This is a genomic window from Micromonospora sp. NPDC049240, from assembly GCF_040647835.1.
GTDB lineage: Bacteria > Actinomycetota > Actinomycetes > Mycobacteriales > Micromonosporaceae > Micromonospora.
On record NZ_JBEZCX010000007.1, the window covers coordinates 124,265 to 146,164 of the forward strand.

The 21,900-nt window shown below is 74.3% G+C and carries 21 protein-coding genes; 14 read left to right on the plus strand and 7 right to left on the minus strand.

What is annotated here, in order from left to right; translation table 11 throughout:
• Positions 1-6: 6 nt before the first annotated feature.
• The 4 genes from AB0B02_RS12450 to AB0B02_RS12465 are packed head-to-tail and all read right to left on the minus strand — an operon-like array spanning position 7 to position 6,079.
• Positions 7-1,950, minus strand: a complete 1,944-nt coding sequence (locus AB0B02_RS12450; RefSeq protein WP_357299793.1) for an MFS transporter — start codon at positions 1,948-1,950, stop codon at positions 7-9.
• A gap of 1 nt (position 1,951) precedes the next feature.
• Positions 1,952-5,338 (minus strand): ATP-binding protein, encoded by a 3,387-nt coding sequence (locus AB0B02_RS12455; protein WP_281934386.1) that lies wholly within the window; start codon positions 5,336-5,338, stop codon positions 1,952-1,954.
• A gap of 49 nt (positions 5,339-5,387) precedes the next feature.
• Complete coding sequence (locus tag AB0B02_RS12460; RefSeq protein ID WP_089157613.1) at positions 5,388-5,750, minus strand: hypothetical protein; 363 nt, start codon at positions 5,748-5,750, stop codon at positions 5,388-5,390.
• A 14-nt stretch (positions 5,751-5,764) separates the two neighbouring features.
• On the minus strand, positions 5,765-6,079 hold the full coding sequence (locus AB0B02_RS12465; RefSeq protein ID WP_091070155.1) for a hypothetical protein: 315 nt from the start codon (positions 6,077-6,079) through the stop codon (positions 5,765-5,767).
• A 360-nt stretch (positions 6,080-6,439) separates the two neighbouring features.
• Between AB0B02_RS12465 and folP the strand changes: the two genes are divergently transcribed.
• The 7 genes from folP to AB0B02_RS12500 all read left to right on the plus strand — a co-directional run bounded on the left by folP (position 6,440) and on the right by AB0B02_RS12500 (position 11,012).
• Positions 6,440-7,315 carry a dihydropteroate synthase gene (gene folP, locus AB0B02_RS12470; protein WP_357299799.1) on the plus strand — a complete coding sequence of 292 codons (876 nt, stop codon included), beginning with the start codon at positions 6,440-6,442 and terminating at the stop codon, positions 7,313-7,315.
• Positions 7,312-7,671: a dihydroneopterin aldolase gene (gene folB / locus AB0B02_RS12475; RefSeq protein ID WP_281934391.1), complete on the plus strand. Its 360-nt coding sequence runs from the start codon at positions 7,312-7,314 to the stop codon at positions 7,669-7,671. Before folP ends, folB begins: the two co-directional genes overlap by 4 nt.
• Positions 7,668-8,195, plus strand: a complete 528-nt coding sequence (folK, locus tag AB0B02_RS12480; RefSeq protein ID WP_357299802.1) for a 2-amino-4-hydroxy-6-hydroxymethyldihydropteridine diphosphokinase — start codon at positions 7,668-7,670, stop codon at positions 8,193-8,195. Before folB ends, folK begins: the two co-directional genes overlap by 4 nt.
• A gap of 38 nt (positions 8,196-8,233) precedes the next feature.
• Positions 8,234-8,722: a DUF3180 domain-containing protein gene (locus AB0B02_RS12485; protein WP_281934665.1), complete on the plus strand. Its 489-nt coding sequence runs from the start codon at positions 8,234-8,236 to the stop codon at positions 8,720-8,722.
• Positions 8,723-8,840: 118 nt separating this feature from the next.
• Entirely contained in the window at positions 8,841-10,073 is a 1,233-nt protein-coding gene (locus tag AB0B02_RS12490) for an ABC transporter permease (protein ID WP_357299805.1), read from the plus strand.
• A 62-nt stretch (positions 10,074-10,135) separates the two neighbouring features.
• On the plus strand, positions 10,136-10,438 hold the full coding sequence (locus tag AB0B02_RS12495; RefSeq protein WP_107159648.1) for a hypothetical protein: 303 nt from the start codon (positions 10,136-10,138) through the stop codon (positions 10,436-10,438).
• Between the two features lie 82 nt (positions 10,439-10,520).
• Complete coding sequence (locus AB0B02_RS12500) at positions 10,521-11,012, plus strand: hypothetical protein (RefSeq protein WP_357299809.1); 492 nt, start codon at positions 10,521-10,523, stop codon at positions 11,010-11,012.
• Positions 11,013-11,176: 164 nt separating this feature from the next.
• Here AB0B02_RS12500 and AB0B02_RS12505 read toward each other — a convergent pair whose 3' ends face one another.
• Positions 11,177-12,169, minus strand: coding sequence for an ATP-binding cassette domain-containing protein (locus AB0B02_RS12505; protein ID WP_357299812.1), 993 nt, complete (start codon positions 12,167-12,169; stop codon positions 11,177-11,179).
• A gap of 2 nt (positions 12,170-12,171) precedes the next feature.
• On the opposite strand from AB0B02_RS12505, the gene AB0B02_RS12510 reads away from it, so the two are divergent.
• From AB0B02_RS12510 to AB0B02_RS12525, 4 genes are all read left to right on the plus strand, one after another.
• A complete protein-coding gene (locus tag AB0B02_RS12510) occupies positions 12,172-12,858 on the plus strand; it encodes an ABC transporter permease (protein WP_281934401.1) in 687 nt (228 codons plus the stop codon).
• A 55-nt stretch (positions 12,859-12,913) separates the two neighbouring features.
• Complete coding sequence (locus AB0B02_RS12515) at positions 12,914-13,636, plus strand: ABC transporter permease subunit (RefSeq protein WP_281934403.1); 723 nt, start codon at positions 12,914-12,916, stop codon at positions 13,634-13,636.
• A 207-nt stretch (positions 13,637-13,843) separates the two neighbouring features.
• Complete coding sequence (locus AB0B02_RS12520; protein ID WP_357299817.1) at positions 13,844-14,848, plus strand: glycine betaine ABC transporter substrate-binding protein; 1,005 nt, start codon at positions 13,844-13,846, stop codon at positions 14,846-14,848.
• 132 nt (positions 14,849-14,980) lie between these two features.
• Positions 14,981-17,122 carry a hypothetical protein gene (locus tag AB0B02_RS12525; protein ID WP_357299821.1) on the plus strand — a complete coding sequence of 714 codons (2,142 nt, stop codon included), beginning with the start codon at positions 14,981-14,983 and terminating at the stop codon, positions 17,120-17,122.
• A gap of 92 nt (positions 17,123-17,214) precedes the next feature.
• Here the strand turns inward: AB0B02_RS12525 and AB0B02_RS12530 are convergent, their stop codons facing one another.
• Together AB0B02_RS12530 and AB0B02_RS12535 are read right to left on the minus strand one after the other, a co-directional pair.
• On the minus strand, positions 17,215-18,384 hold the full coding sequence (locus tag AB0B02_RS12530; RefSeq protein ID WP_181570726.1) for an NADH-quinone oxidoreductase subunit D: 1,170 nt from the start codon (positions 18,382-18,384) through the stop codon (positions 17,215-17,217).
• On the minus strand, positions 18,381-19,445 hold the full coding sequence (locus AB0B02_RS12535) for an SAM-dependent methyltransferase (protein ID WP_357300189.1): 1,065 nt from the start codon (positions 19,443-19,445) through the stop codon (positions 18,381-18,383). The genes AB0B02_RS12530 and AB0B02_RS12535 overlap by 4 nt, the downstream gene beginning before the upstream one ends.
• A gap of 213 nt (positions 19,446-19,658) precedes the next feature.
• On the opposite strand from AB0B02_RS12535, the gene AB0B02_RS12540 reads away from it, so the two are divergent.
• The 3 genes from AB0B02_RS12540 to panD are packed head-to-tail and all read left to right on the plus strand — an operon-like array spanning position 19,659 to position 21,889.
• Positions 19,659-20,594, plus strand: coding sequence for a Rossmann-like and DUF2520 domain-containing protein (locus tag AB0B02_RS12540; RefSeq protein ID WP_281934410.1), 936 nt, complete (start codon positions 19,659-19,661; stop codon positions 20,592-20,594).
• The gene (gene panC / locus AB0B02_RS12545) at positions 20,588-21,430 is read left to right on the plus strand and encodes a pantoate--beta-alanine ligase (RefSeq protein WP_281934412.1); all 843 of its coding nucleotides are present in this window, start codon (positions 20,588-20,590) and stop codon (positions 21,428-21,430) included. Before AB0B02_RS12540 ends, panC begins: the two co-directional genes overlap by 7 nt.
• A gap of 30 nt (positions 21,431-21,460) precedes the next feature.
• Entirely contained in the window at positions 21,461-21,889 is a 429-nt protein-coding gene (gene panD, locus AB0B02_RS12550; RefSeq protein WP_281934414.1) for an aspartate 1-decarboxylase, read from the plus strand.
• Positions 21,890-21,900 lie beyond the last annotated feature (11 nt).

Here is a 21,900-nt window from a genome sequence, read left to right on the forward strand (position 1 = left end):
CGGAGGTCACCTGGCCTCGGAGCGGATCCGCGGCGCCGGCCGGGTGGCCGGTGCGGTCGCCCGGTCCGCCGAGTCGGGTCGGTAGACGGCGTAGGAGGGAACCTCCTCGGGCACGTCCGGCTCGGTCCAGGTGGACGGTGCGCGGCGCGGCCGGGGAGCAGTGGTGGGCCGTCCACCGGTGCGCTCGGGCGCGGGCGCCTCGTCCGGCCGTTCCCGTCCGTCCGGCCGCTCCCGCTCGACGGGTGTGGCGGCGTGCGCCGGATCCTCGTGCCGGGCCTCCGGTCGGAGGCTGCGCTGGTCGGCGACGACGCCGCGACGCCGGCTGAACGCCGGCTCGTTGGTGCCGCCGGGCTCGGCGACGTCCAGCCGGGCGGCGACCCGCATGTCCCGGAAGAACCGGCGGTGCCACGAGCCGGCCGAGCTGACCGCCTCGCTGCTGTCCTTGCCGCCGAGCTGGGTGATCCGCCGGTACGGCCGCAGCAACAGCCAGCCCACCACCCCGCAGAGCCAGACCAGGACCACCTGGAGCCAACCCGGCAGGGTGGCCGTGTTCATGATCAGGTCGACGGCGAAGAGATAGATGGCCGCGCCGGTGCCGAAGATGGCGATGTTGAACACGGCGGCCACCACGGCGTTCGCCAGCCGGCGGAGCCCGGCGCTGGCCGGGCGCATCAACCCGACCGTGCCGAGAATGGGCGCGGCGATCACCGCCCACCGGAAGATCAGGAAGCCGAGCAGCACCAGCACGGACGCGGTGAGGTCGAACATGGCGAACAGCAGCGAGGCCAGCACCGCGATGAAGCCGGCACCGATCCGATCCATGTCCTTGGTGCCCTGGAGGTACTCGTACGCCTCCGGGTCCTCCGACTTGATCTGCTCGGCGACCCGGGCCCACTGCTGTTGCTTGGCCTTGATCACTACGTCCCGCGTCGCCGGATTGCTTCGGATCGATGCGGCTTCGTCCCAGGTCAGCGACTTCGCGTCGTAGAGTGCCTGGCCGTACTTCTTGGCGGTTTCGCTGTCCGCGGAGCCGAGCACACCGCGCAGCCAGTTGCGGTAGAGCATGGTCTCGGTCGCGGTGTCGCTGGCCCGTACGGCCGGCGGGCGCTTGTCCACGCAGGCATCCGGGTTGGGAAGTACGCACTTGTCCGGCGGGACGTCCTTGGTGGATGGACCGACCGCGTCGTGCACCACGCCGAGGGTGGTGATCAGCGTGCTGTCGGCGATGTTCGCGGACTTCACCGGCCAGGCGGCCAGTGCGGTCACCGCCACCATCACCAGGATCGCCCAGCCGGCAGTGGTCATCGCGTTGCTCATGTCCGACTGGCGGGAGCGCCAGAGCAGGTAGAGGCCGACCACGCAGATGGTGATGATGCCGAAGACGCTGAACACCTTCTGGTAGACGGCCTTGGTGGCCTGCTCCACCAGCGGGTCCGCCCAGCGCCACATGGTCCGTGGGTCCCACGCGCGCTCCCGCAACGCGTTCGACGCGCCGATCACCGCGTTGGCGAACATGAACTCGCCGTTCGCCACCATCGTGGTGAAGCGGTAGTCCGGGTGGAGCACGGACGAGGCGCAGCCGCCGTCCACGTCGTACGTGGTGTAGCTGTAGCCGGCGTACCCGTAGTCGCTGTAGAGACCCTTGGGGCCGGGCTGCTTGGCGGAGTCGGGGCGGGCCGCGAACCAGCCGGCAAGGCCGGAGTCCGGCGCGCCGGGCACCGGCGCGTTACGGCACTCGACCTGGTCCTCGCTGACCGCCTTGAGCTTGCCCACGCAGGCCCGGAAGTCGGCCTGCCACTCCTTGGTGCTGCACAGTTCGGCCCGCGCCTGGGCGACCGGGCCGGCCCCGTACGCGGGTGTGCCCCCGATCAGCGGCCAGGAGATGGTGGCCCCGGCGAGTACGCCGAGGGCGATGAGGAGCGCCGTGATCCGTGCCCGGGCCCTCGCCATGTCACGCCTCCAGATCAGCCAGCACGGTCGGCAGTTGGCCGGCGGCCTGGGCGACCGCGGCAGGGGTGGTGTCCAGGTGCTTCAGCAGCCCGTCGACGTACGACACGTCGACCCGGACCTTCTGCACGCGTCCGTCGACGTCGCGCATGACGAACTCACGGAACCCGAGCCGGTTGGCGGAACCGCTGTCGGCCTGGGAGAGCGAGGCGAGGGTGGCCTCGTAGCCGTCGTCGACCGGCACCCGGAGCAGCCGCAGCGCCTCGGAGGCGATCTCGCTGTCCTCGGCGATGCGGCCGACGAAGACGGTGGAGACGAGGTTCTGCACGTCGAGGCCGAGGATGTCCTTCGGATTCTGCGAGGCGACCAGCGCGGCGAGGTTCCACTTCCGGGAGTCGCGGGCGAGCCGGACGAGGAACGACCGTCCGGAGCGCCAGCCCTCCATGAAGTGCGCCTCGTCCAGTCCGACGAGCTTCCGGGAACCCATCGACCCGCCGTAGCAGCGGCGGACCGCCAGCCGGTGCGCGGTGTGCAGCATCGGTAGGGCCAGGGCCTCCTCGGCCGACCAGTACTCCCGCTCGATCTTGAGGTCGGGCAGCCGGAGGCCGGCCATGGTGATCACGGTGAGCGCGGCGTCGGCGCCGAGCAGTCCTTCCGGCGGGCGGCCGAAGAAGAGCATCGCCAGCGGCATCTCGGCGGTGTCGAGCAGCAGGTTCGCCAGTTCACGGCCGGCGTCGTCGTCGAGCCCCTGGAGGCAGGCGACCACGTCGTCCAGGGTGGAGGTCTCTTCGGCCGGCACCTGGCGTACGGCGTGCCGGAACAGGGTGGCGGTGGACGCCTCCCGGGCCACCTGCGGTGGCACCAGCATCATGCAGATGTCCTGCACCAGCATCCGGCGTTCGGCGCGGGCGTTGGAGACGGCGATCTCGAACTCCCGGTCGCCGGCCGCCCCGGTGCCGAACTCGCTGCGCAGCGGCGTGGGGATCAGCGCGTACGGGGCCAGGGTGCCCTGTTCCGAGCCGGTCAGGTTGAGCACCCGCGAGTAGGGCGCCAGCTCGGGCATGGCGCAGAGCCGGGCCAGCGGGCCGGACGGGTCGAGCAGCGTCACCTGCACGCCGCGCCGCGCGGCCAGGTAGCCGAGCGCGCCGAGCAGCGTGGACTTGCCACCGCCCGGTTCGGCGACGAAGACGGCGAGCCCGGAGCGTTCGCGTACCTCCATCGGGAAGTGCAGGTCGAGGAAGACCGGGCGACGGCAGGTGCCGGCGGTCCGGCCGATCAGGTCGCCGCGCCGGTCGCCGACCGTGGACGCGGCCTGGGGCAGCGCGGCGGCGAGCAGTTGGACCGGCATCCGTCGGACGTATCCGGTGTTGGCGATGGGCTCGCCGGGGATGAACTCGCGGGCCAGCCAGTCCTGGTTCTTCGGGTGCTGGAGCGAGATGCGCAGCTCGCGGGAGTAGAGCTGGATGAGACGGCGGGCCCGCTCCAGGCATTCCTCCCGGGTGCGACCGCCGACCGCGATCCGGTGCCAGCCGTGCGCCCGGGCCGAGTCGACAGGCAGCCCGGTGGTCATCTCGTCGCCGATCACGAGGGCCCGTTTGGCCAGCCGCTCCAGCTCGGGCGGGGCGTCGATGCCGTGCTCGGCGTAGTCGAGCTGCTGGGAGCGGATCATCCGGAGCCGGTGTTCGAGGTTCCGGAAGGAGTCGTTGGGGCCGAGGAGGTCGACCCGGGTGGAGAGTTCCATCGGCCACGGCAGTCGTTCGTGGAAGTGCAGCCAGGGCTCGTGCCGCTCGGGGATCTCCAGCGGTTCCATCCGGCCGACCGCGAGCACGGCCACGTGCCGTTCCTCGCCGGTCATCCGGTTGACCAGCTTCACGGTGGAGCCGTACGGGGTGCGGTAGCGCTCGACCTGCTCGGTGAGGGCCAGCAGGTCGCCGCGTTCCCACCGGCCGTTGGTGATCGGGGAGAGCACGCCGGGCGGCGCCATGCAGAGCGCCACCGAGCGGTAGAGCAGCCATTCCAGCTCGGGCGCGGTGACCCGGCGGCCGCGCATACCGAACGCGCCGAGCACCTCGTCGAACTGCTCGACGGTGCGGCCCAGTCGGCGCCGTTCGCCGTCGGCGGTGCCCCGGCCGAACGTGCGCAGCAGGCGTTCGGTGAGCGAGTCGCCGAGCGACCGGCGGGCGAAGGTGACCCCGAGGTAGGTCTGGCCCTCGGCGTGGTTGACGGACATGAGGTGCCGCTGGGCGGCGACCAGGTGGTCGGCCCAGCCGGCAGTGCCGGCCACGTCGGGCAGCGGGGTGGCGGTGTGCGCGTCGATGGTGCGCGCCCACTCGTCGGCCGGGAAGGGCCGAGTGGTGCGGCGCAGGTGCAGCCGGAATCCGGCCAGGCCGGCGTACTGCTCGGAGATGGCCGAGAGGAGCGCCTCGCGCTCCGCGTCGGGGCGGAACGCCCAGCGCACCTCGGGCAGCCAGTACCAGGCGGTGACCGTGTTGGGGGTGAAGGTGAGGTGGCCGGCGATCTCGGTGATGGCCAACTCGACGGCCGGGTCCCGGTCGCCGAACTTGATCTTCGGGGCGCGGACCCGGACCGGCTTGGACGGCTTGTTCCGGCGGTCGGCCGAGCGTTGCCGGGGCGGCGTCACCTCCCGGTGCGCGGGCCGGCCGACCTCCCGGGACGGCGCCGGCCGGTCCAGCAGGTCGGGTGCCACCTCCCGCGGGTCGGTGCGGTGCGCGGCGGCTCCGAGCTCGGCGTGCGCGGGCGGCGGGAGCACGGGTTCGGCTGCCGGCTCCGGCGCGGCGGTGGGGCGGAGCGCGAGCCGGTCGCCCGCCTGGAGCGGGACCCGGCTGCGGGTCGCCGGCGGCGGGTCGAGCGCGGGCGGCTCGGCGGGCGCGGCGAGCGCGTGCTCCGGCCGCTGTCGCTCCACCGCGCGTACGCCGGGGGCGGGCTCCCGGACCGGCGGTTCGGGCCGGGCCGGCGGCGCGGGTTCGGCCGGCGCGGCGGGCTGGTGCGGGATCGGCAGCGCGTCGCGCCCGACGCCGCCGACGCCGCGTCGGGGTGGGGCAACCACCGGCTCGACCGGCAGGGCCGGCGGGGTGGCGGCGGCGGGGCGGCGGATTCGGGGCTGCGCGCCGCCGAACAGGTCGAGGAACGGCGAGTCGATGTCGCCGTCGGGGCGGACCGGCTCGCGCGCGCCGTCACCACCGCGCGAGCCGAGCGGGCGTGGCGGCTGGAACACGCCGACGCGGCCGTGGCCGGGGCTGGTGACGAGCGCCGGGTCCAGCACGACCTCGTCCAGATCCTCGTCCGGTGGGTAGTCGAACGATCGCGCACGGTTACCAGGCGTGTCGGCCGGGCGTCCGGCCGGGGAACCCGGCGTGGAGGAGCGACTCATGCGACCGCCTCACCCGCGTCGTTCGTCTGCGTCGTCGGCCTGCGCCCGGTCATGCCAGTTCCTCCCGGATCCTGATCCGGCTCGCGACGAGGCGCGGGTCCCGCAGCTCGGCGGCCGGCTCCCGGGTGCGTCGCCAGTCGGTCAGCGCGGTCCGGATGACCATGCGCGCCGGCCGGTCCGGGTCGACGTACCGGAAGATGAACGAGGTCGTCACGATGGCGAGCGAGATCTCCCAGGCGGGGAAGAGCTCGACCTGGAGCGTGAACAACCAGTGGATGAACACGTAGAGGGGTACGAGCAGCATGAACAGGCCGTACTGGGCGTACGGCAGATGGACGGGCAGGGTGTAGCCGGGCGGCCCCAGGTAGACGAGGCGAGCCCGGTAGATGTCGTCGTCGGTGCGCAGCCGCATCGTCGCCCAACGCCCTACTCGAAGATGAGGTTGATCAGGTAGTCGCCGACGAAGAAGAGTGTGGCCGCGCCGGCGATGAAGGCCAGCCCGATGATGGCGATGGCGGAGCTGGTCAGCACCTTGGAGATCTCACCTCGGCTGGCCCGGCCGATGAAGATCACGCCGAGCACGGCGAGCAGGATCGGCGCGACCTTGCTGGCGAAGAACGTGACGACGTTGTCGGTGTCGATGCCCTTCGGAGCCGGCTCGGCGAGTGGAGTCGACGCCAGGGTGTGGAGCGCGTGGTCGACGGCGGTGGACGCCGTTGCCATGAGCTCGATGGCGATCACTGGAAACCTCCCCAAAGGTCGCGGCCGGCGGCGCCGCGATGGTGCAGTTAGGCAAGCCTGGCGGGATGGTGCTCGACGGGAACAGCGCCGTCGACGCTGCGTCCGTCACCCACCACGAAGAGTGGTGAGCTTTGGGCGGATTCTTCCCGCTTCGGCCCTCCCCTCCGGGCTTCGCCATCTCGATGCTGGGCAATTCCAAAGCGTACGGGCCGGCCACCTTTGCGACAAGCCGCGAAGAGTGGACCCGCTTCGACCCGGACGACCGATCGTACACCTGTTCCAATGTGCACGTCAGGGGCGTCGTACCCGGGTCGCGCCCGGTCGCCGGAAGCCCTGCTGGCGAACGGTACTGTCGGGTCCGTGACCGATCTGGTACGAGCGGACGCCCCGGTGGTGATGGGCGTCCTCAACGTCACCCCCGACTCCTTCTCCGACGGCGGCAGATACGCCGATCTGGACGCCGCCGTCGCACACGGGGTGCGACTCCGCGAGGCCGGCGCGGACCTGGTCGACGTCGGCGGCGAGTCCACCCGGCCCGGCGCCGACCGGGTCGACGCGGAGACCGAGACCGCCCGGGTGCTGCCGGTGATCCGCGAACTGAGCGCCGCCGGCATCCCGGTCAGCATCGACACCAGCCGGGCCCGCGTCGCCGAGGCGGTGCTCGCGGCCGGCGCGGACGTGGTGAACGACGTCTCCGGCGGGCTCGCCGACCCGGACATGGCCCGGGTGGTCCGGGACGCCGGCTGCCCCTGGGTGCTCATGCACTGGCGGGGCCACTCGCGCGGCATGCGCGACCTGGCCACCTACACCGACGTGGTGGCCGACGTCCGGGCCGAGCTGGGCCAGCGGGTCGACGCGGCGCTCGCCGCCGGCGTCGCCGCCGACCGGATCATCGTCGACCCCGGGCTCGGCTTCGCGAAGACCGCCGCGCACAACTGGGAACTCAGCGCCCGACTGCCCGAGCTGGTCGACCTCGGCTTCCCGCTGCTCTTCGGGGCCAGCCGCAAGTCCTACCTGGGCCGGCTGCTCGCCGACCGGGCCGGCGAGCCGCGCCCCACCGCCGGGCGGGCGGCCGCGACCATCGCGACCAGCGTGCTCGCCGTCGCCGCCGGCGCCTGGGGGGTACGCGTGCACGACGTCCGCGGCACCGTCGACGCGCTCGCGGTCTGGCGGGCCACCGGCCGTCCCCGACTGGCCGCCACGAGCGCCGGCACGGCCGGGGAGGGACACCGATGACCGACCGGATCGAGCTGACCGGCCTGCGGGCCCACGGGCGGCACGGGGTCTACGACTTCGAGCGGGCGCAGGGGCAGGAGTTCGTGGTCGACGCGGTGCTCGAACTCGACCTGGCCCCGGCCGCCCGGTCGGACGAGGTGACCGACACCGTGCACTACGGCGAGCTGGCCGAGCGGCTGGTCGCGGTGCTCACCGGCGAGCCGGTGAACCTGATCGAGACGCTCGCCGACCGGCTGCTCGCGGTCTGCCTGGCCGAACCGCTTGTCGTCGCCGCGACGGTGACCGTGCACAAGCCGGAGGCCCCGATCCCGCACGCCTTCCACGACGTGGCCGTCACCATGCGGCGTACCCGATGAGTCGGGCCGTGCTGTCGATCGGCAGCAACCTCGGCGACCGCCTCGACCACCTGCGCGGCGCGGTGGCCACGCTCGGCGGCGACGTGCTGCTGGTCTCCGGCGTCTACGAGACTCCACCGTGGGGGGACGCCGACCAGCCCGCGTACCTGAACGCGGCGGTGATGGTCGCGGACCCGGCGGCGGCACCGGCGGACTGGCTGGCGCGGGCCCGGGCCGCGGAGGCGGCGGCCGGCCGGACCCGCGACCCGGCTCGCCGGTACGGGCCGCGCACGCTCGACGTGGACGTCGTCGCGGTCTGGGACGCCGCCGGGCAGCCGGTGCTCAGCGACGATCCCGAGCTGACCCTGCCGCACCCCCGGGCGCACCTGCGCGCGTTCGTGCTGCGGCCGTGGATCGACATCGAGCCGCACGGCCGGCTGCCCGGGCACGGCTGGCTGACCGACCTGCTCAACGCCGAGCCGCTGGCCGCCGACGCCCTGGAACTGAGCCCACGGCCCGATCTGACGCTAGAGTCGGACGCATGAGTACGGCCCGGCCACCGCAGGACCCCGACCGCTTCCGGATGGGGCCGACCCGGGTCTCCACGCTGGTGGTGGCCGGTCTGGCCGCCGCCGCGGTGGCCTGGCTGCTGATCAGCGGTTTCTACTACGACTTCGCCCCCGACCTGCCGTGGCTGCCGGTGATCACGCTGGCCGGGCTGGCCGTGCTGGAGGGCTACGCGGCGGCCAACACCCGCGCCCGGGTCGAGCGCCGGCCCGGCCGGGAGCCGGTGAACCCGCTCCTGGTCGCCCGGTTCGTGGTGCTCGCCAAGGCGTCCGCGCTGGCCGGGGCCATCTTCGCCGGCTTCTACGCCGGGCTGGTCGGCTGGCTCTTCGTGGAGCGGACCAACGCCGCCGTCGGCGACCGTCCGGCCGCGGTGGCCGGCCTGGTCGCCGCGCTGGCCCTGGTCGCCGCCGCGCTCTGGCTGGAGCGCTCCTGCCGGGTGCCCGAGCAGGAGGACGACGAGGACCGGGAACCGGGCGATCGGGAGACGCCACGCGGGCGCCGCTGAGCACAGGGTTTCCCCCGTCACCGCCCGCAGGTACCGTCCCTGGCGACCGGAGAGCGACGGCCGCCGCCGGTCCGCCCGCGGAGTGGGCCGGACGCGGCCACCTGGGAGGCACGGGCCAATGGGGTACGACGAGTCGGGCCGGACACTGCCACCGGACACGCCGTCCGGCGTGCCCGCCGCGGTGCTGGAGAACGTCTTCGACGACCCCTCCCACGGCGAGCCCGGCCGGGACCGGATCGCGGTGCACGTGGTCTGGGAGTTCCTGCTGCTGGCCGCCCTGATCACGGTGACCTGGCTGCTCTGGCGCGAGGATTCGGACGCGCTGCGCGGCGGCGCGCTGAAGATGCTGCTCGTCGACGTGGCCGGGCTGGGCCTGCTCACGTTGGCCGCCGGACTGAGCCTGCGGGCCGCCGCGGTGAACCTCGCGGTCGGCCCGGTCGCGCTGGCCGCCGCGTTGCACTTCGCCGAGCAGGGCGACCGGGGCCTCCGCGACGCGCTGCTGCCGGCGCTGGCGGTCGCGGCTGTCGGTGGGCTGGCGCTCGCCCTGGCCGTCGTGGTGCTGCACGTGCCCGGCTGGGCGGCGAGCCTGGCCGGCGCGGCCGGCGTGATCGTCTGGCTGGAGCGCCGGACCGCCCCGGTCGCGGTCCAGGGCGACTACGACCCCCGCCGCACCGCGCTCTACCTCTTCGTCGGCTTCGCCGCGGTGGCCGTCCTCGGCGGTCTGTTCGGCGCGATCAAACCGGTACGCCGGCTGCTCGGCCGGTTCCGTCCGGTTGCCGACCCGGCGCGTCGGCGGGGCGCGGTGGCCGCCACGGTGACCGCGCTGGCGCTCGTCGGCTCCACCGTGCTGGCCATGCTCGGCGGCGTGCTGATCGCCGCGAACGGGCACGGCCCGGTCCCGCCGGGCACCGGGCTGGACTGGTCCGTGCTGGCGGTCGGCACCGTGCTGCTCGGCGGCACCAGCGCGTACGGCCGGCGCGGCGGCATCTTCGGCGCCCTGCTGGCGGTCTGCCTGGTGGTGGTGTTCCAGATCTGGGCCGACGCGCACGGCTGGACGGTCAGCCGGTGGGCGGTGGGCGGCGCCGTCCTCGGCGGCGGGCTGGTGGTCACCCGCCTGGTGGAGACGTTCGGCAGGCCCCGCCCGGCCGGGCCCGCCGCGGGCGCGCCCGCGCCGCTCCGGCCGCCCGGCGACGGCACGATCAGCGGCGGTTGGGTGATGCCGCCGAGGCCCGAGCCGACCGACACCTGGCCGTCGGTGCTGCCGGTACGGGACACCGACACCCCGGTCGACGCCTGGGAGGCGCCGCGCTGGGAGAACGAGCCGCGACGCTGGGACACCGACGGCCGCTGACGTCGGCCGGTGGCGTCGCGTCCGGCGGGCCGGAGCTGATCTCGCCGGTTAGGCTCGGCGGCATGACGGAGACTCCTGCCCCCGGCGGCCGTACCTTCGACGAGCTCGACAAGCTCTCCACCGAGGAGCTGCGCGAGCAGGCGTTCCACCTGGCCCGGGAGCGTCGCGACGTCAGGTTCTTCTGGTCGGTGCTGCGGCACCTGCCGAACGCCGACGAGGCCGCGGCCCTGGACGGCGCGCCCAACTCGGTCGGGCCGACCATCGACGAGGCCAACGCGCTGTGGCGCGAGCTGACCGGGCACGGGTACGAGGAGTCCGCGCCGCTGCTGCGGGCCGCCTTCATCGACTACCTGATGAAGCACTGACCCGATGGCCGTACGCCGGCCGGCGGCGGTCCGGCGACCGGGCAGGTTTGCCCGCCGCGGTGCCCCGGGAACTGGCCGTGCCATGGCCCTCACCAACCGCCCCCGCACCGTCAGCCGGTACGGCACGGCCGCCGGCACCGGCACGCTCGCCGCGTTCCTGCTCGTCGCGGTCGGTGGCAGCCCGATGTACGTCGGCTGGGCGCAGCAGCACACCGACCCGACCGGCGCCGGTGGCTGGTTCCTGCGGCTGTTGGCCTGGCCGGCCTGGCGGTGGCACGCGGACGAGGGAGTGCTCGCCACCAACCTGCGGGCGATCCTGTTGATCGTGCTGGCCGCGGCGCTGCTCTACCTGCTGCCCGGTCCGCAGGTTGACCGGGTGGCGGCCTCGGGCAGCCAGTTCCTCTCCGGTTGGGGCGCGTACGCCCTGGCCGCCGGGCTCAGCGCGTTGTTCGCCACACTGCTCGGGCCGCACGGCACGCTCTACGCCGCGTTCCAGGCCGCGAGCACCGGCGCCGCGTACGGCTTCTTCGCCGGCTGGATCGTCGGCCTGGCCAGCCTGGGCGGCCGGGCCTGACGCACCAGGGATCGTCGGCCTGGCCAGGTCGAGTCGGCCGAGGCGGCCGGGCCTGACCACACCCGGGATCGTCGGCCTGGCCAGGTCGAGTCGGCCGAGGCGGCCGGGCCTGACCGCACCCGGGATCGTCGGCCTGGCCAGGGCGAGGGTGCGGCCGGGCCGGCTCAGTCGACCGCGCCCAGGGTCAGTACCCGGGTGCGGGCGAGCAGCCCCAGTGGACGGCCGTCCTCGGTGACCACGGCCCGGTCGGCGCCGGCGGTGAGCAGCGTGCCGAGCGCGTCGTAGGCTGAGCTGCCCAGCGCCACCGTGGGCAGCCCGTCGGTGTCGCCGGCCGGGAGCGGGTCGAGCACCGCGCGGGTCACCGGGGTGACCGCGAGCTGCCGGATGCCCCGGTCGGCGCCGACGAACTCGCGGACGAACGCCGAGGCGGGCGAGCCGAGCAGCGCGGCCGGCCGGTCGTACTGCTCCAACACCCCGCCCTCGGACAGCACCGCGATCCGGTCGCCCAGCCGGACCGCCTCGTCGAGGTCGTGGGTGACCAGCACGATGGTCTTGCGGACCTCGGCCTGCAACCGGAGGAACTCCTCCTGCAACCGGGTCCGGACGATCGGGTCGACGGCCGAGAACGGCTCGTCCATCAGCAGCACCACCGGGTCGGCGGCGAGCGCGCGCGCCACCCCGACCCGTTGCCGCTGGCCACCGGAGAGTTCGTGCGGGTAGCGCTTGCCGAACTGCGTCGGGTCGAGCCCTACCAGCTCCAGCAGCTCACCGACCCGGGCCCGGGTCCGGTCCCGGGACCAGCCCAGCAGCCCCGGCACGGTGGCCACGTTGGCGGCCACGGTCTGGTGCGGGAAGAGGCCGACGTTCTGGATCACGTAGCCGATCCGGCGGCGCAGCGTCACCGGGTCGACCCGGGTGACGTCGTCGTCGCCGAGCAGGATCCGACCGTCGGTCGGCTCGATCAGCCGGTTGATCATCCGCAGCACGGTGGACTTGCCGCAGCCGGACGGGCCGATCAGCACCACCAGCTCGCCGGCCTTCACCTCCAGGCTCAGCTCGCGGACCGCCTCGGTGCCGTCCGGGTAGCGCTTGCGGATGCGCTCCAGCGTGATCGAGGCGGCGCCGTGACCGGCGGGGGTCTCCGGGGTAACGTCCACGTGTGTTCCTCCACCTGAGCTACCGGGCCGCCCCGGGTAATCCGTGGTTCTCCTGGCGGTACGTGCGGGACAACTCTGACAGCATCCTCGCCGCGTTGCGCGAGCACACCTGGCTGACCGCCCGGGCCGTGGTGATCGCCGCGCTGGTGGCGCTGCCGCTCGCGGTGGCAGCGTACTGGTTCCGGTCGTTGGCCGCGTCCATCCTGGCGCTGACCGGGGTGCTCTACACGATCCCGTCGCTGGCGCTGTTCGCGTTCCTCGCCCCCTACCTCGGCATCGGCGCGGTGACCGTGCTCACCGTGGTGGCGTTGTACGCGCTGCTGGTGATCGTGCGCAACACGCTGGCCGGCCTGAACCAGGTGCCACCCGAGGTGCGGGAGGCCGCCGAGGGCATGGGGTACGGCCGCTGGGGTCGGCTGTTCCGGATCGAGCTACCGCTGGCGCTGCCCGGCATCCTCACCGGCGTACGCCTGGCGACCGTCTCCACGGTCGCGCTGGTCACGGTCGGGGTGGTGGTGGGCCGGGGCGGGCTCGGCCAGCTCATTTTCGCCGGGTTCCAGAACAACTTCTACAAGGCGCAGATCATGACCGGCACGGTGCTCTGCGTGCTGCTGGCGCTGGTGCTCGACCTGGTCCTGGCCGGCGTGGGCCGGCTGCTCACCCCCTGGCTGCGCGGGAGAAACTCGTGAGCGTGAGGAGTGCAGCGCAGCGGAGCCCCGCAGTCGCGAACGGAAGGTCAGCCCGGTGAACCCGGTCGAGGCGGCGGTGACCTGGCTGAACGACCCGCTGAACTGGACCAACCCCGGCGGCGTGCTGGACCGGCTGGGCGAGCACCTGAGCATGTCCGCGCTGGCGGTGCTGCTCGGCTGCCTGGTGGCCTGGCCGATCGGCCTCTGGCTCGGGCACAGCGGTCGGGGCGGCGGCGTGGTGCTGCTGGTCTCCAACGTCACGCTGGCGATCCCCACGCTGGCGCTGCTGACCATCCTGCCGTTGACCTTCCTCGGCTTCGGCCGCGCCTCCGTGGTGGTGGCGCTCGCCGTCTTCGCGGTGCCACCGCTGCTGGCGAACGCGTACACCGGGGTTCGGCAGGCCGACGCGGAGGCCCGGGACGCCGCGCGCGGCATGGGGCTCTCCGGCGGGCAGGTGCTGCGCCGGGTGGAGCTGCCGCTCGCGGTGCCCTACCTGGCGGCCGGGTTCCGGACCGCGGCCGTGCAGGTGGTGGCCACCGCCGCGCTGGCGTCCTTCGTCAACGGCGGCGGGCTGGGCCAGATCATCCGCGCCGGCTTCGGCCTCGACATCGCCGCCGGCGGCGGCCAGATCATCGCCGGCGGCGTCCTGGTGGCCGGCCTGGCGCTGCTGGTCGAGGGCGTGCTCGCGGTGGTGGAGCGGTTGGTCACGCCGCGCCCGCTGCGGCGGGTCCGGCGGCGGGCGAACCGCCGCGCGGCGGCGGCCACGGCCGGCGGCTGACCCGTCCGCCGGCCCTCGCCGACGCGGCCGTGAGACACCGGTCACCGTGATGTCGACGGTCCGGTGACGATCGGATGACGAAAACGCCTTCGGGTTTGTCGGTCGGTTCCGGAAGATGTTGGGTGAAGTCGCGGGCGGCGTTCGGATCGCCCGTCGGACACGCGGCCGGCCCGGAGGGTCGCGCCGGGACACGGAAGGCGGGCGCTGATGCGCGCACGTTCACGGCTGGTCGCGGGGGCCTTCGGCGCCCTCGTCGCGGCGGGTCTTCTCACCGGCTGCGGCGACGCCGGCTCGTCCGGCACCGACGCGCCCGAGGCGGGCGCCTCGGGCGCCGGTTGCGCCCCGGTGGCGGGTGACCAGCTCGTCGTCCTCACCGACGACAAGAAGCTCCAGAACACCGACAACGTCCTTCCCGCGATCAACAAGAAGGCGGCCACCCCGCAGTTGGTCGCCGCGCTGGACAAGGTCTCCGCGAAGCTCGACACCCCGAAGCTGATCCAGCTCAACCGGGCGGTCGACGACGACCGGAAGACGCCCCAGGTGGCGGCGCAGGAGTTCGCCGGCGCCAACGGCGTGACCGACGGGATCGAGAAGGGGCCGGGCGGCCAGGTCACGGTCGGCGCCGGCAACTTCAGCGAGAGCCAGACCGTCGCCGAGCTCTACAAGATCGCGCTCACCGCGGCCGGATACCAGGTCAAGGTGCAGACCATCGGCAACCGGGAGCTCTACGAGCCGGCCCTGGAGAAGGGCCAGATCCAGGTCGTCCCGGAGTACGCCGCCACCATGGCGGAGTTCCTCAACACGAAGGCCAACGGCAAGGACGCCCAGCCGATCTCCTCGCCCGAGCTGGAGAAGACGGTCGCCGCGCTCAAGACCGAGGGCGACAAGTCCGGCCTGGTGTTCGGCCAGCCCTCCCAGGCGCAGGACCAGAACGCCTTCGCGGTCACCAAGGCCTTCGCCGACAAGTACGGCGTCTCCACGCTCTCCGACCTGGCCGCGAAGTGCTCCGGTCAGGCCACCGTGCTGGCCGGCCCGCCGGAGTGCCCGCAGCGGCCGAAGTGCCAGGCCGGGCTCGTCGAGGTCTACGACTTCAAGGCCGGCTCGTTCAGCTCGCTGGACGCGGGCGGCCCGCAGACCAAGAACGCGCTGAAGACCGGTTCCGCAAGCGTCGGTCTGGTCTTCTCGTCCGACGCCGCGCTCGCCACCAGCTGACCGCTCGCCGTTGCCGCCGGCCGGTGTGGCCGGCCGGCGGCGCGGCGGAACCGGCGACCCGGCCGACGGTGCGGGCATCCGACTGTGCCGACCCGTTCCACTCCGATGGAACTCTCGGTAGTCTGCTCACCCATGCCCGCCTCGGTCACCCCCGCCGACAAGCGCACCCCCACGCCGCTGACGATCCTGTTCTGGATCGGTGTGGGGTTGGCCCCCCTGGCGGCGTTGATCCTGCTGGTCGCCGACGGCAACGGCACACTCCGGTTCGGTGCCGTGCTCGCGATCCTCGCCGTCGTGCTGATCGGCCTCTCCATCGCGCTGCGGGCCGACAACAGCGGCGACGGGGCCGTGTCCGAGGGCTTGCGCGAGGAGTTGGAGCAGCTCCGCCGGGAGTTGCGGGCCGAGATCGTGGCCGCCGCCCAACGCGGGAACCAGGCGCTCGACCAGGCGCGACGGGCGGAGGAAGCAGCCGGCGCGGTGCGTCGACGGCTCGACGCGGCGGCTGCGGGCCTGGCCGCCCCACCCGCCGAGGAACGCCCGGGCGGGCGGGCCCGGGTCCCGGTCGCCGGCGCGTACGACGCGGGACGGGCGCATCCGGCCGGCCCCGACGAGGACGAGCCGAACCCGGCGACGGGGGGCCGCTTCGGCACCGACCAGCAGGTCGACCCGCCGTGGGCCGGCCGTCCGGACGCCGCCGGCAGCCACGTCGACGACCGGGCCGAGCGGTCCGTGTCCGACGCGTACGCCGTGGCGGGTCGGGCGCGACCCGGGCCGCCCGGCGTCGATCGCGACCGCCCGGCCGGTGAACACGCGGAGTCCGGCGGCCACGCCGCGGGCCCGGCCCGGCCGCGCGCGGAGCGCTCGGAGTTCGGCAGCTACGGCACGGAGCCGCCGCCCACCGGGCGGGACGCGGAACGGGCCGCCGGCGGTGGGTACGGCGTGGCGCGGGTACCCGGACCGGTTGCCCGACCGGAATCCCGTCCGGTCGGGGTGGTCCACCACACCGAGACCGTGCACGTCACCACGCGGCACACCGTCGTGGACGGCGGCGGCGACCCGGCCGGTACCCGGTACGGGGGGTACGCCGGCCGCTGGTCCCCGTCGGCGGAGGACCGGACGAGGGGCGCGGAACCGGTCGGCCGGCGCGGTGCCGGCCACCGTGAGCCGGCTGGGGACGGCCACGCGCGCGCCGCTTGGGCGGGCACCGGGCAGGACGCCTGGCCCCCGTCGTCCGGCCCGGAGCGGGCGTGGCCAGACAGTCGGGACGACGGCGGACCGGACAGCGGCGCGTGGCTGCCGGGTTCGCGGGATCGCGGCGGTGCCTGGCCCCCTGCCCGGGACGACGGCGGCGCGTGGCCAGGTGCACGAGACGACGGCGCGCGGGACGGCGGGGCGTGGCCCGGTTCGCGGGACGAGAGCGAACGGGCTGGCGGCTTCCGGTCGGACCCACCGGGCGACGGACAATTCGGCACCGGCACCGGCACCGGCACCGGCACCGGTGACGGGCGGGAGCATCCCTGGGCCGGCGTCGGCCGTGCCGCGGGCAGTGCGCGGGGCTGGCCGGCGCGGCCGGCCGAGGACGGGTGGTCGACCGGCTCGCGGTCGGGCCGGCCGGCGGACGAGCAGCGCTCCCGGTCCGGGTCGGCTGACGACCGGGCCGGTCGCCCGTCGCCCGCGGAGGCCGGTTGGCCGCCGACCGGAACGCCCGAGCGGACGGCGTCGCCCGAACCGTACGGCCGGGCGGCGGTCGGCGAGCCGGACGGCGGCCACTGGTCCGAGTTGCGTGCCGGCAACCGCTGGGCCGAGGTCCGCGACGACGGTCGGGGACGGGAGGTCCGGGTCGGGGAGCGGCGGGCCGCGGTGCACGCCGACGGCGGCGGCACCGGGTACCGGATCGAGGACCGGTGGGCCTCCGTCCGCGGCACGCCCACGCCACCCGGCCACGACGGCACCGGCCCGACCCGCCACGACCGCGAGCCGGCGTACCCCGATGTCGGGGCGCCGCGGCACGAGCGGGAGTCGTCGCCGGGCGGCGGCTGGTCGGGGGAGGGCCAGCCGGTGCTGCCGGCCGGTGGGGTGCCGATGCCGGACGCGTGGCGACCGCCGACCCAACGCAGCGGCCAACCGGAGTGGCGGCAGCCCCAGCCCGAGTGGCAGCCCCAGCCGGAGTGGCAGCAGCCCGGGCCGGAACGGCAGCCCGAGCCGGAGTGGCGTCGCCCGGAGCCGGACGGTTACGGCCCCCCGCCCCGGGACACCGCCGACCGCTGGCGCTGACCGCGCCGCGCCGCGCGCCGACACCGACAGCGCCGACACCGACAGCGCCGACACCGACAGCGCCGACGCGGGCGGCGTCGCCGCGCCGCAGATCACTTGTCGATGTCGCCCACCACGAAGAACATCGAGCCGAGGATGGCGATCAGGTCCGGCACCAGACAACCGGGCAGCAGCGTCGACAGCGCCTGCACGTTCGCGTACGAGGCGGTGCGCAGCTTGAGCCGCCACGGCGTCTTCTCGCCCCGCGACACCAGGTAGTACCCGTTGATGCCGAGCGGGTTCTCGGTCCAGGCGTACGTGTGCCCCTCGGGCGCCTTGACGACCTTGGGCAGTCGGGTGTTCACCGGCCCGCTGATCCGGTCCACCCGGTCCAGGCACTGCTCGGCGAGGTCGAGCGACGCGTACACCTGGTCGAGTAGCACCTCGAAGCGGGCGTGGCAGTCCCCGGCGGTCTTCGTCACCACCGGCACGTCGAGCTGGTCGTACGCCAGGTAGGGCTCGTCGCGGCGCAGGTCGAGGTCGAGGCCGGAGGCCCGGCCGACCGGCCCGGACGCGCCGAACGCGGCGGCGTCGGCCGCCGAGAGCACGCCGACGCCGACGGTACGGGCCAGGAAGATCTCGTTGCGCCGGATCAGGTTGTCCAGGTCCGGCATCCGGCGGCGGACCTCGCCGATGGCGGCGCGGGCGCGGCCGGTCCAGCCGGCCGGCACTTCCTCCTTGAGGCCGCCGACCCGGTTGAACATGTAGTGGATCCGGCCGCCGGAGACCTCCTCCATCACCGCCTGGATGGTCTCCCGTTCCCGGAACGCGTAGAACATCGGCGTGATCGCGCCGATCTCCAGCGGGTACGAGCCGAGGAACATCAGGTGGTTGAGCACCCGGTTCAGCTCGGCCAGCGCCATCCGCAGCCAGGTGGCGCGCTCCGGCACCTCCATGCCCATCAGCCGTTCCACCGCGAGCACCACGCCCAGCTCGTTGGAGAACGCGGAGAGCCAGTCGTGCCGGTTGGCGAGCACGATGATCTGCCGGTAGTCGCGTACCTCGAAGAGTTTCTCCGCGCCCCGGTGCATGTAGCCGACGATCGGCTCGGCGGCGACCACCCGCTCGCCGTCGAGCACCAGGCGCAGCCGGAGCACGCCGTGCGTCGACGGGTGCTGCGGCCCGATGTTGAGCACCATGTCCGTGCCGAGCTGCTCACCGCCGGCGCCGGTCCCGACGGTCAGTTCGCGGAGGTCGCCGGCGTCCGTGGTCATGCCCGTCATCGTGCCAGAAGCGGATCGAGGTCGACGCCGACCGGCTGCCACAGCCACCAGTGCCCGCCGAGGCCGGTCGGGTCGGTCAGCTCGGCCACCGCCGACGCCGCGGCCAGCGCGCGCAGGTACCCGGCCGGGTCCCGGGAGGCCAGGCTCAGCGGGGGTCGCCCGCCGTCGGCCCCGAGCGCCCGCAGCGCCGCCCGCTGCGACACCAGGGTGTACGCGCACCGCGCGACCCGCTCACCGGCGGAGGCGACCGAGTCGATGGCGACGTGCGCGGTCACGTCGCACGACCCGTCCGGCACCGGCGGCACCTGCCGCCCGTTCCGGTACCCGGTCAACGTCCCGTCGACGGGACGGGAGTCCCGCAGGTGCCCGTAGTCGACGGCCAGCGCCGCCCCCCGCCGCACCCGTCCGACGGCCTCCGCCCACACCTCGTCCCGCCCCCGCCCGATCTCCACCCGCCCCCACCTGCCCTCGTCGACCAAGAAGTTTGCGTCCTGGTCGGGGCCTCCGCCCGACGCAAACTCCTTGATCAACGGGGTGAGGGTTGGGGTGCGGGGCCACCAGTGGGTCAGCCAGGTTTCGTCGGCTCGGGGGAGGGCCGGACCGACGGTCTCCTCGCCGGTGGCGGGGTCGACCAGGACGTGACGCCAGCCGTGGGGGGTGTGGGTGGCGACATCCAGGGGGACGTTGTCGAGCCACTCGGTGGCCAGCAGCAGGCCGGTGATCTCCGGCGGAAGGTCGGGCCGCCATTCGATCTCGGCGGGCAGGTCGGCCGGGCGGGCGGCCCTCTCCACCGCGACGAGCCGGATCCGCTCCGCCAGCGACGGCTCGGTGGGCGTCGCCACGACGGCGCCGAGCAGCGCGCGGAGCAACTCGGCCCGCCCGGCGCCCACATCGACCACGTCCAGCCGGGCGGGATGGTCGAGCGCGAGGTCGAGCGCGGTGAGGACGTGCCGCAGGCAGGACGCGAACACCGGGGACGCGTGCACGCTGGTGCGGAAGTGGGCGGCCGGCCCCGGACCGGAGACGAAGAAGCCGTCCGGGCCGTAGAGCGCGGTCTCCATCGCGTCGCGCCAACGCAGCGCCGTCAATGCATTCCTCGTTCAAGGGACGTCACCGTGCCGACCCTACGGTGACCGGACAGGAGGCGGGCCGCAACGGTGCGCGCCAGCCCATACCGCACCGGTGAAGGTTTTCACACCTTCTTGTTCCGACTCCGTGACCACGGCGCATACTTGCCATCGACCGGTACCCCCTTCGAGGACTGGATCGCTGCCATGAGCGCACCGCTGCGCCCGCGGGTCCACCGCGCCCCGCTCGCCTTTCCCCGTACCCTCACCGTCGGTGTGCTCGGCGCCGGCCGGGTCGGCGCCGTGCTCGGCGCGGCGCTCGCCGCCGCCGGTCACCGGGTGGTCGCCGCGTCCGGCGCGTCCGGCGCCTCGCGGGCCCGGTTGGCGCTGCTGCTGCCGCAGACCCCGCACCGCGCCGCGCCCGCCGTGGCCCGCGCCGCCACCGACCTCCTGCTCGTGGCGGTCCCCGACGACGCCCTGGCCGCTGTGGTCGCCGACCTGGCCGCCACCGGCGCGCTGCGCCCGGGGCAGGTCGTGGCGCACACCTCCGGCGCGCACGGGCTGGCCGTGCTGGCCCCGGCCGCCGCGGCCGGCGCCCGGCCGCTCGCGCTGCACCCGGCGATGACCTTCACCGGTACGCCGGACGACCTGTCCCGCCTGGCCGGCAGCTCCTACGGGGTGACCGCCCCGGCCGAGTTGCGCCCGTTCGCGGCCCGGCTGGTGGCCGACCTGGGCGGGGTGCCGGAGTGGGTGGGCGAGGCCGACCGGCCGCTCTACCACGCGGCGCTCGCGCACGGCGCGAACCACCTGGTGACAGTGGTCAACGACGCGGCCGACCGGCTGCGCGACGCCGGGGTGGACCGGCCGGAGAAGGTGCTGGCCCCGCTGTTGCGGGCCGCCCTGGAGAACGCGTTGCGGCTCGGCGACGACGCGCTGACCGGCCCGGTCTCCCGGGGCGACGCGGGCACCGTACGCCGGCACCTGGACCGGCTGGCCGCGACCGCGCCGGAATCGGTGCCGGCCTACCTGGCGTTGGCCCGACGGACGGCGGACCGCGCCGTCGCGGCGGGTCGCCTGCACCCGGCGGACGCGGCGCCGCTGCGGGACGTGCTGGACGGGATGGAGGTGGCCTCCTCGTGGTGAACGTGGTGCACACGCGTAAGGAGTTGGCGGCGGCCCGGAACGGGCTGGCCGGCAGCGTCGGCGTGGTGATGACCATGGGCGCGCTGCACGCGGGGCACGAGACGCTGCTGCGGGCCGCCCGGGAGCGGGCCGACCACGTGCTGGTGACGATCTTCGTGAATCCGCTCCAGTTCGGCCCGAACGAGGACTTCGACCGCTATCCGCGCACGCTCGACGCGGACCTGGAGATCTGCCGCCGGGCCGGGGTGGACCTGGTCTTCGCGCCCACGGTGAACGAGATGTATCCGGAGGGACAGCCGACGGTGCGGCTCGACCCGGGTCCGCTCGGCGCGGACCTGGAGGGCCTGAGCCGGCCCGGCTTCTTCCACGGCGTGCTCACCGTGGTCCTGAAGCTGCTCCAGCTCACCCGCCCGGACCTGGCCTTCTTCGGCGAGAAGGACTACCAGCAGCTCACCCTGGTCCGCCGGATGGTCCGCGACCTCGACGTGCCGACCGAGATCGTCGGCGTGCCGACCGTACGCGAGCCGGACGGCCTGGCGCTGTCCAGCCGCAACCGTTACCTCTCCGCGTCGGAGCGGCGGGCCGCGCTGAGCCTCTCCGCCGCGCTGCGCGCCGGTGCGGCGGCGGCGGAGCGGGGTGACGACGCGGGCGCGGTGCTGGCCGCCGCCCACCGGGCGTTCGACGCGCCGGAGGCCCGTCTCGACTACCTGGTGCTCACCGACACCGACCTGGAGCCCGGCCCGGTCTCCGGCGCGGCCCGGCTGCTGATCGCCGCCTGGGTGGGCGCCACCCGCCTGATCGACAACACGGCGATCCACCTCGTGCCGCGTCCCTGACCCCTCCACGAACTGCGGAAAGGCAACCCGATGCTCCGGACCATGCTCAAGTCGAAGATTCACCGGGCCACGGTGACCCAGGCCGACCTGCACTACGTCGGCTCGGTGACGGTGGACGAGGATCTGCTGGACGCCGCGGACCTGCTCCCCGGCGAGCAGGTCGCGATCGTCGACATCACCAACGGGGCGCGGCTGGAGACGTACGTGATCCCGGGTCGCCGGGGCAGCGGCGTGATCGGCATCAACGGTGCCGCCGCGCATCTGGTGCACCCCGGTGACCTGGTCATCCTCATCTCGTACGGGCAGATGGACGACGCCGAGGCCCGCACCTGGCAGCCCCGGGTGGTGCACGTCGACGTCGACAACCGCATCGTCGACCTGACGGCCGACCCCACCACCGCCGCCCCCGGCACCGCCGGCACCCCCATCCCCAACCCCCTCGCCGCCCTCCTGCCCTGACCGCCCCGACC

What these genes read in the sequence shown, in the direction of transcription:
- AB0B02_RS12450 (WP_357299793.1), bottom strand. Translation starts at nt 1,950, where the DNA reads ATGGCGAGGGCCCGGGCACGGATCACGGCGCTCCTCATCGCCCTCGGC.
- AB0B02_RS12455 (WP_281934386.1), bottom strand. Translation starts at nt 5,338, where the DNA reads ATGAGTCGCTCCTCCACGCCGGGTTCCCCGGCCGGACGCCCGGCCGAC.
- AB0B02_RS12460 (WP_089157613.1), bottom strand. Translation starts at nt 5,750, where the DNA reads ATGCGGCTGCGCACCGACGACGACATCTACCGGGCTCGCCTCGTCTAC.
- folB (WP_281934391.1), top strand. Translation starts at nt 7,312, where the DNA reads ATGACCGACCGGATCGAGCTGACCGGCCTGCGGGCCCACGGGCGGCAC.
- folK (WP_357299802.1), top strand. Translation starts at nt 7,668, where the DNA reads ATGAGTCGGGCCGTGCTGTCGATCGGCAGCAACCTCGGCGACCGCCTC.
- AB0B02_RS12485 (WP_281934665.1), top strand. Translation starts at nt 8,234, where the DNA reads ATGGGGCCGACCCGGGTCTCCACGCTGGTGGTGGCCGGTCTGGCCGCC.
- AB0B02_RS12490 (WP_357299805.1), top strand. Translation starts at nt 8,841, where the DNA reads ATGGGGTACGACGAGTCGGGCCGGACACTGCCACCGGACACGCCGTCC.
- AB0B02_RS12495 (WP_107159648.1), top strand. Translation starts at nt 10,136, where the DNA reads ATGACGGAGACTCCTGCCCCCGGCGGCCGTACCTTCGACGAGCTCGAC.
- AB0B02_RS12500 (WP_357299809.1), top strand. Translation starts at nt 10,521, where the DNA reads ATGGCCCTCACCAACCGCCCCCGCACCGTCAGCCGGTACGGCACGGCC.
- AB0B02_RS12520 (WP_357299817.1), top strand. Translation starts at nt 13,844, where the DNA reads ATGCGCGCACGTTCACGGCTGGTCGCGGGGGCCTTCGGCGCCCTCGTC.
- AB0B02_RS12525 (WP_357299821.1), top strand. Translation starts at nt 14,981, where the DNA reads ATGCCCGCCTCGGTCACCCCCGCCGACAAGCGCACCCCCACGCCGCTG.
- AB0B02_RS12530 (WP_181570726.1), bottom strand. Translation starts at nt 18,384, where the DNA reads ATGACGGGCATGACCACGGACGCCGGCGACCTCCGCGAACTGACCGTC.
- AB0B02_RS12535 (WP_357300189.1), bottom strand. Translation starts at nt 19,445, where the DNA reads ATGGAGACCGCGCTCTACGGCCCGGACGGCTTCTTCGTCTCCGGTCCG.
- AB0B02_RS12540 (WP_281934410.1), top strand. Translation starts at nt 19,659, where the DNA reads ATGAGCGCACCGCTGCGCCCGCGGGTCCACCGCGCCCCGCTCGCCTTT.
- panD (WP_281934414.1), top strand. Translation starts at nt 21,461, where the DNA reads ATGCTCCGGACCATGCTCAAGTCGAAGATTCACCGGGCCACGGTGACC.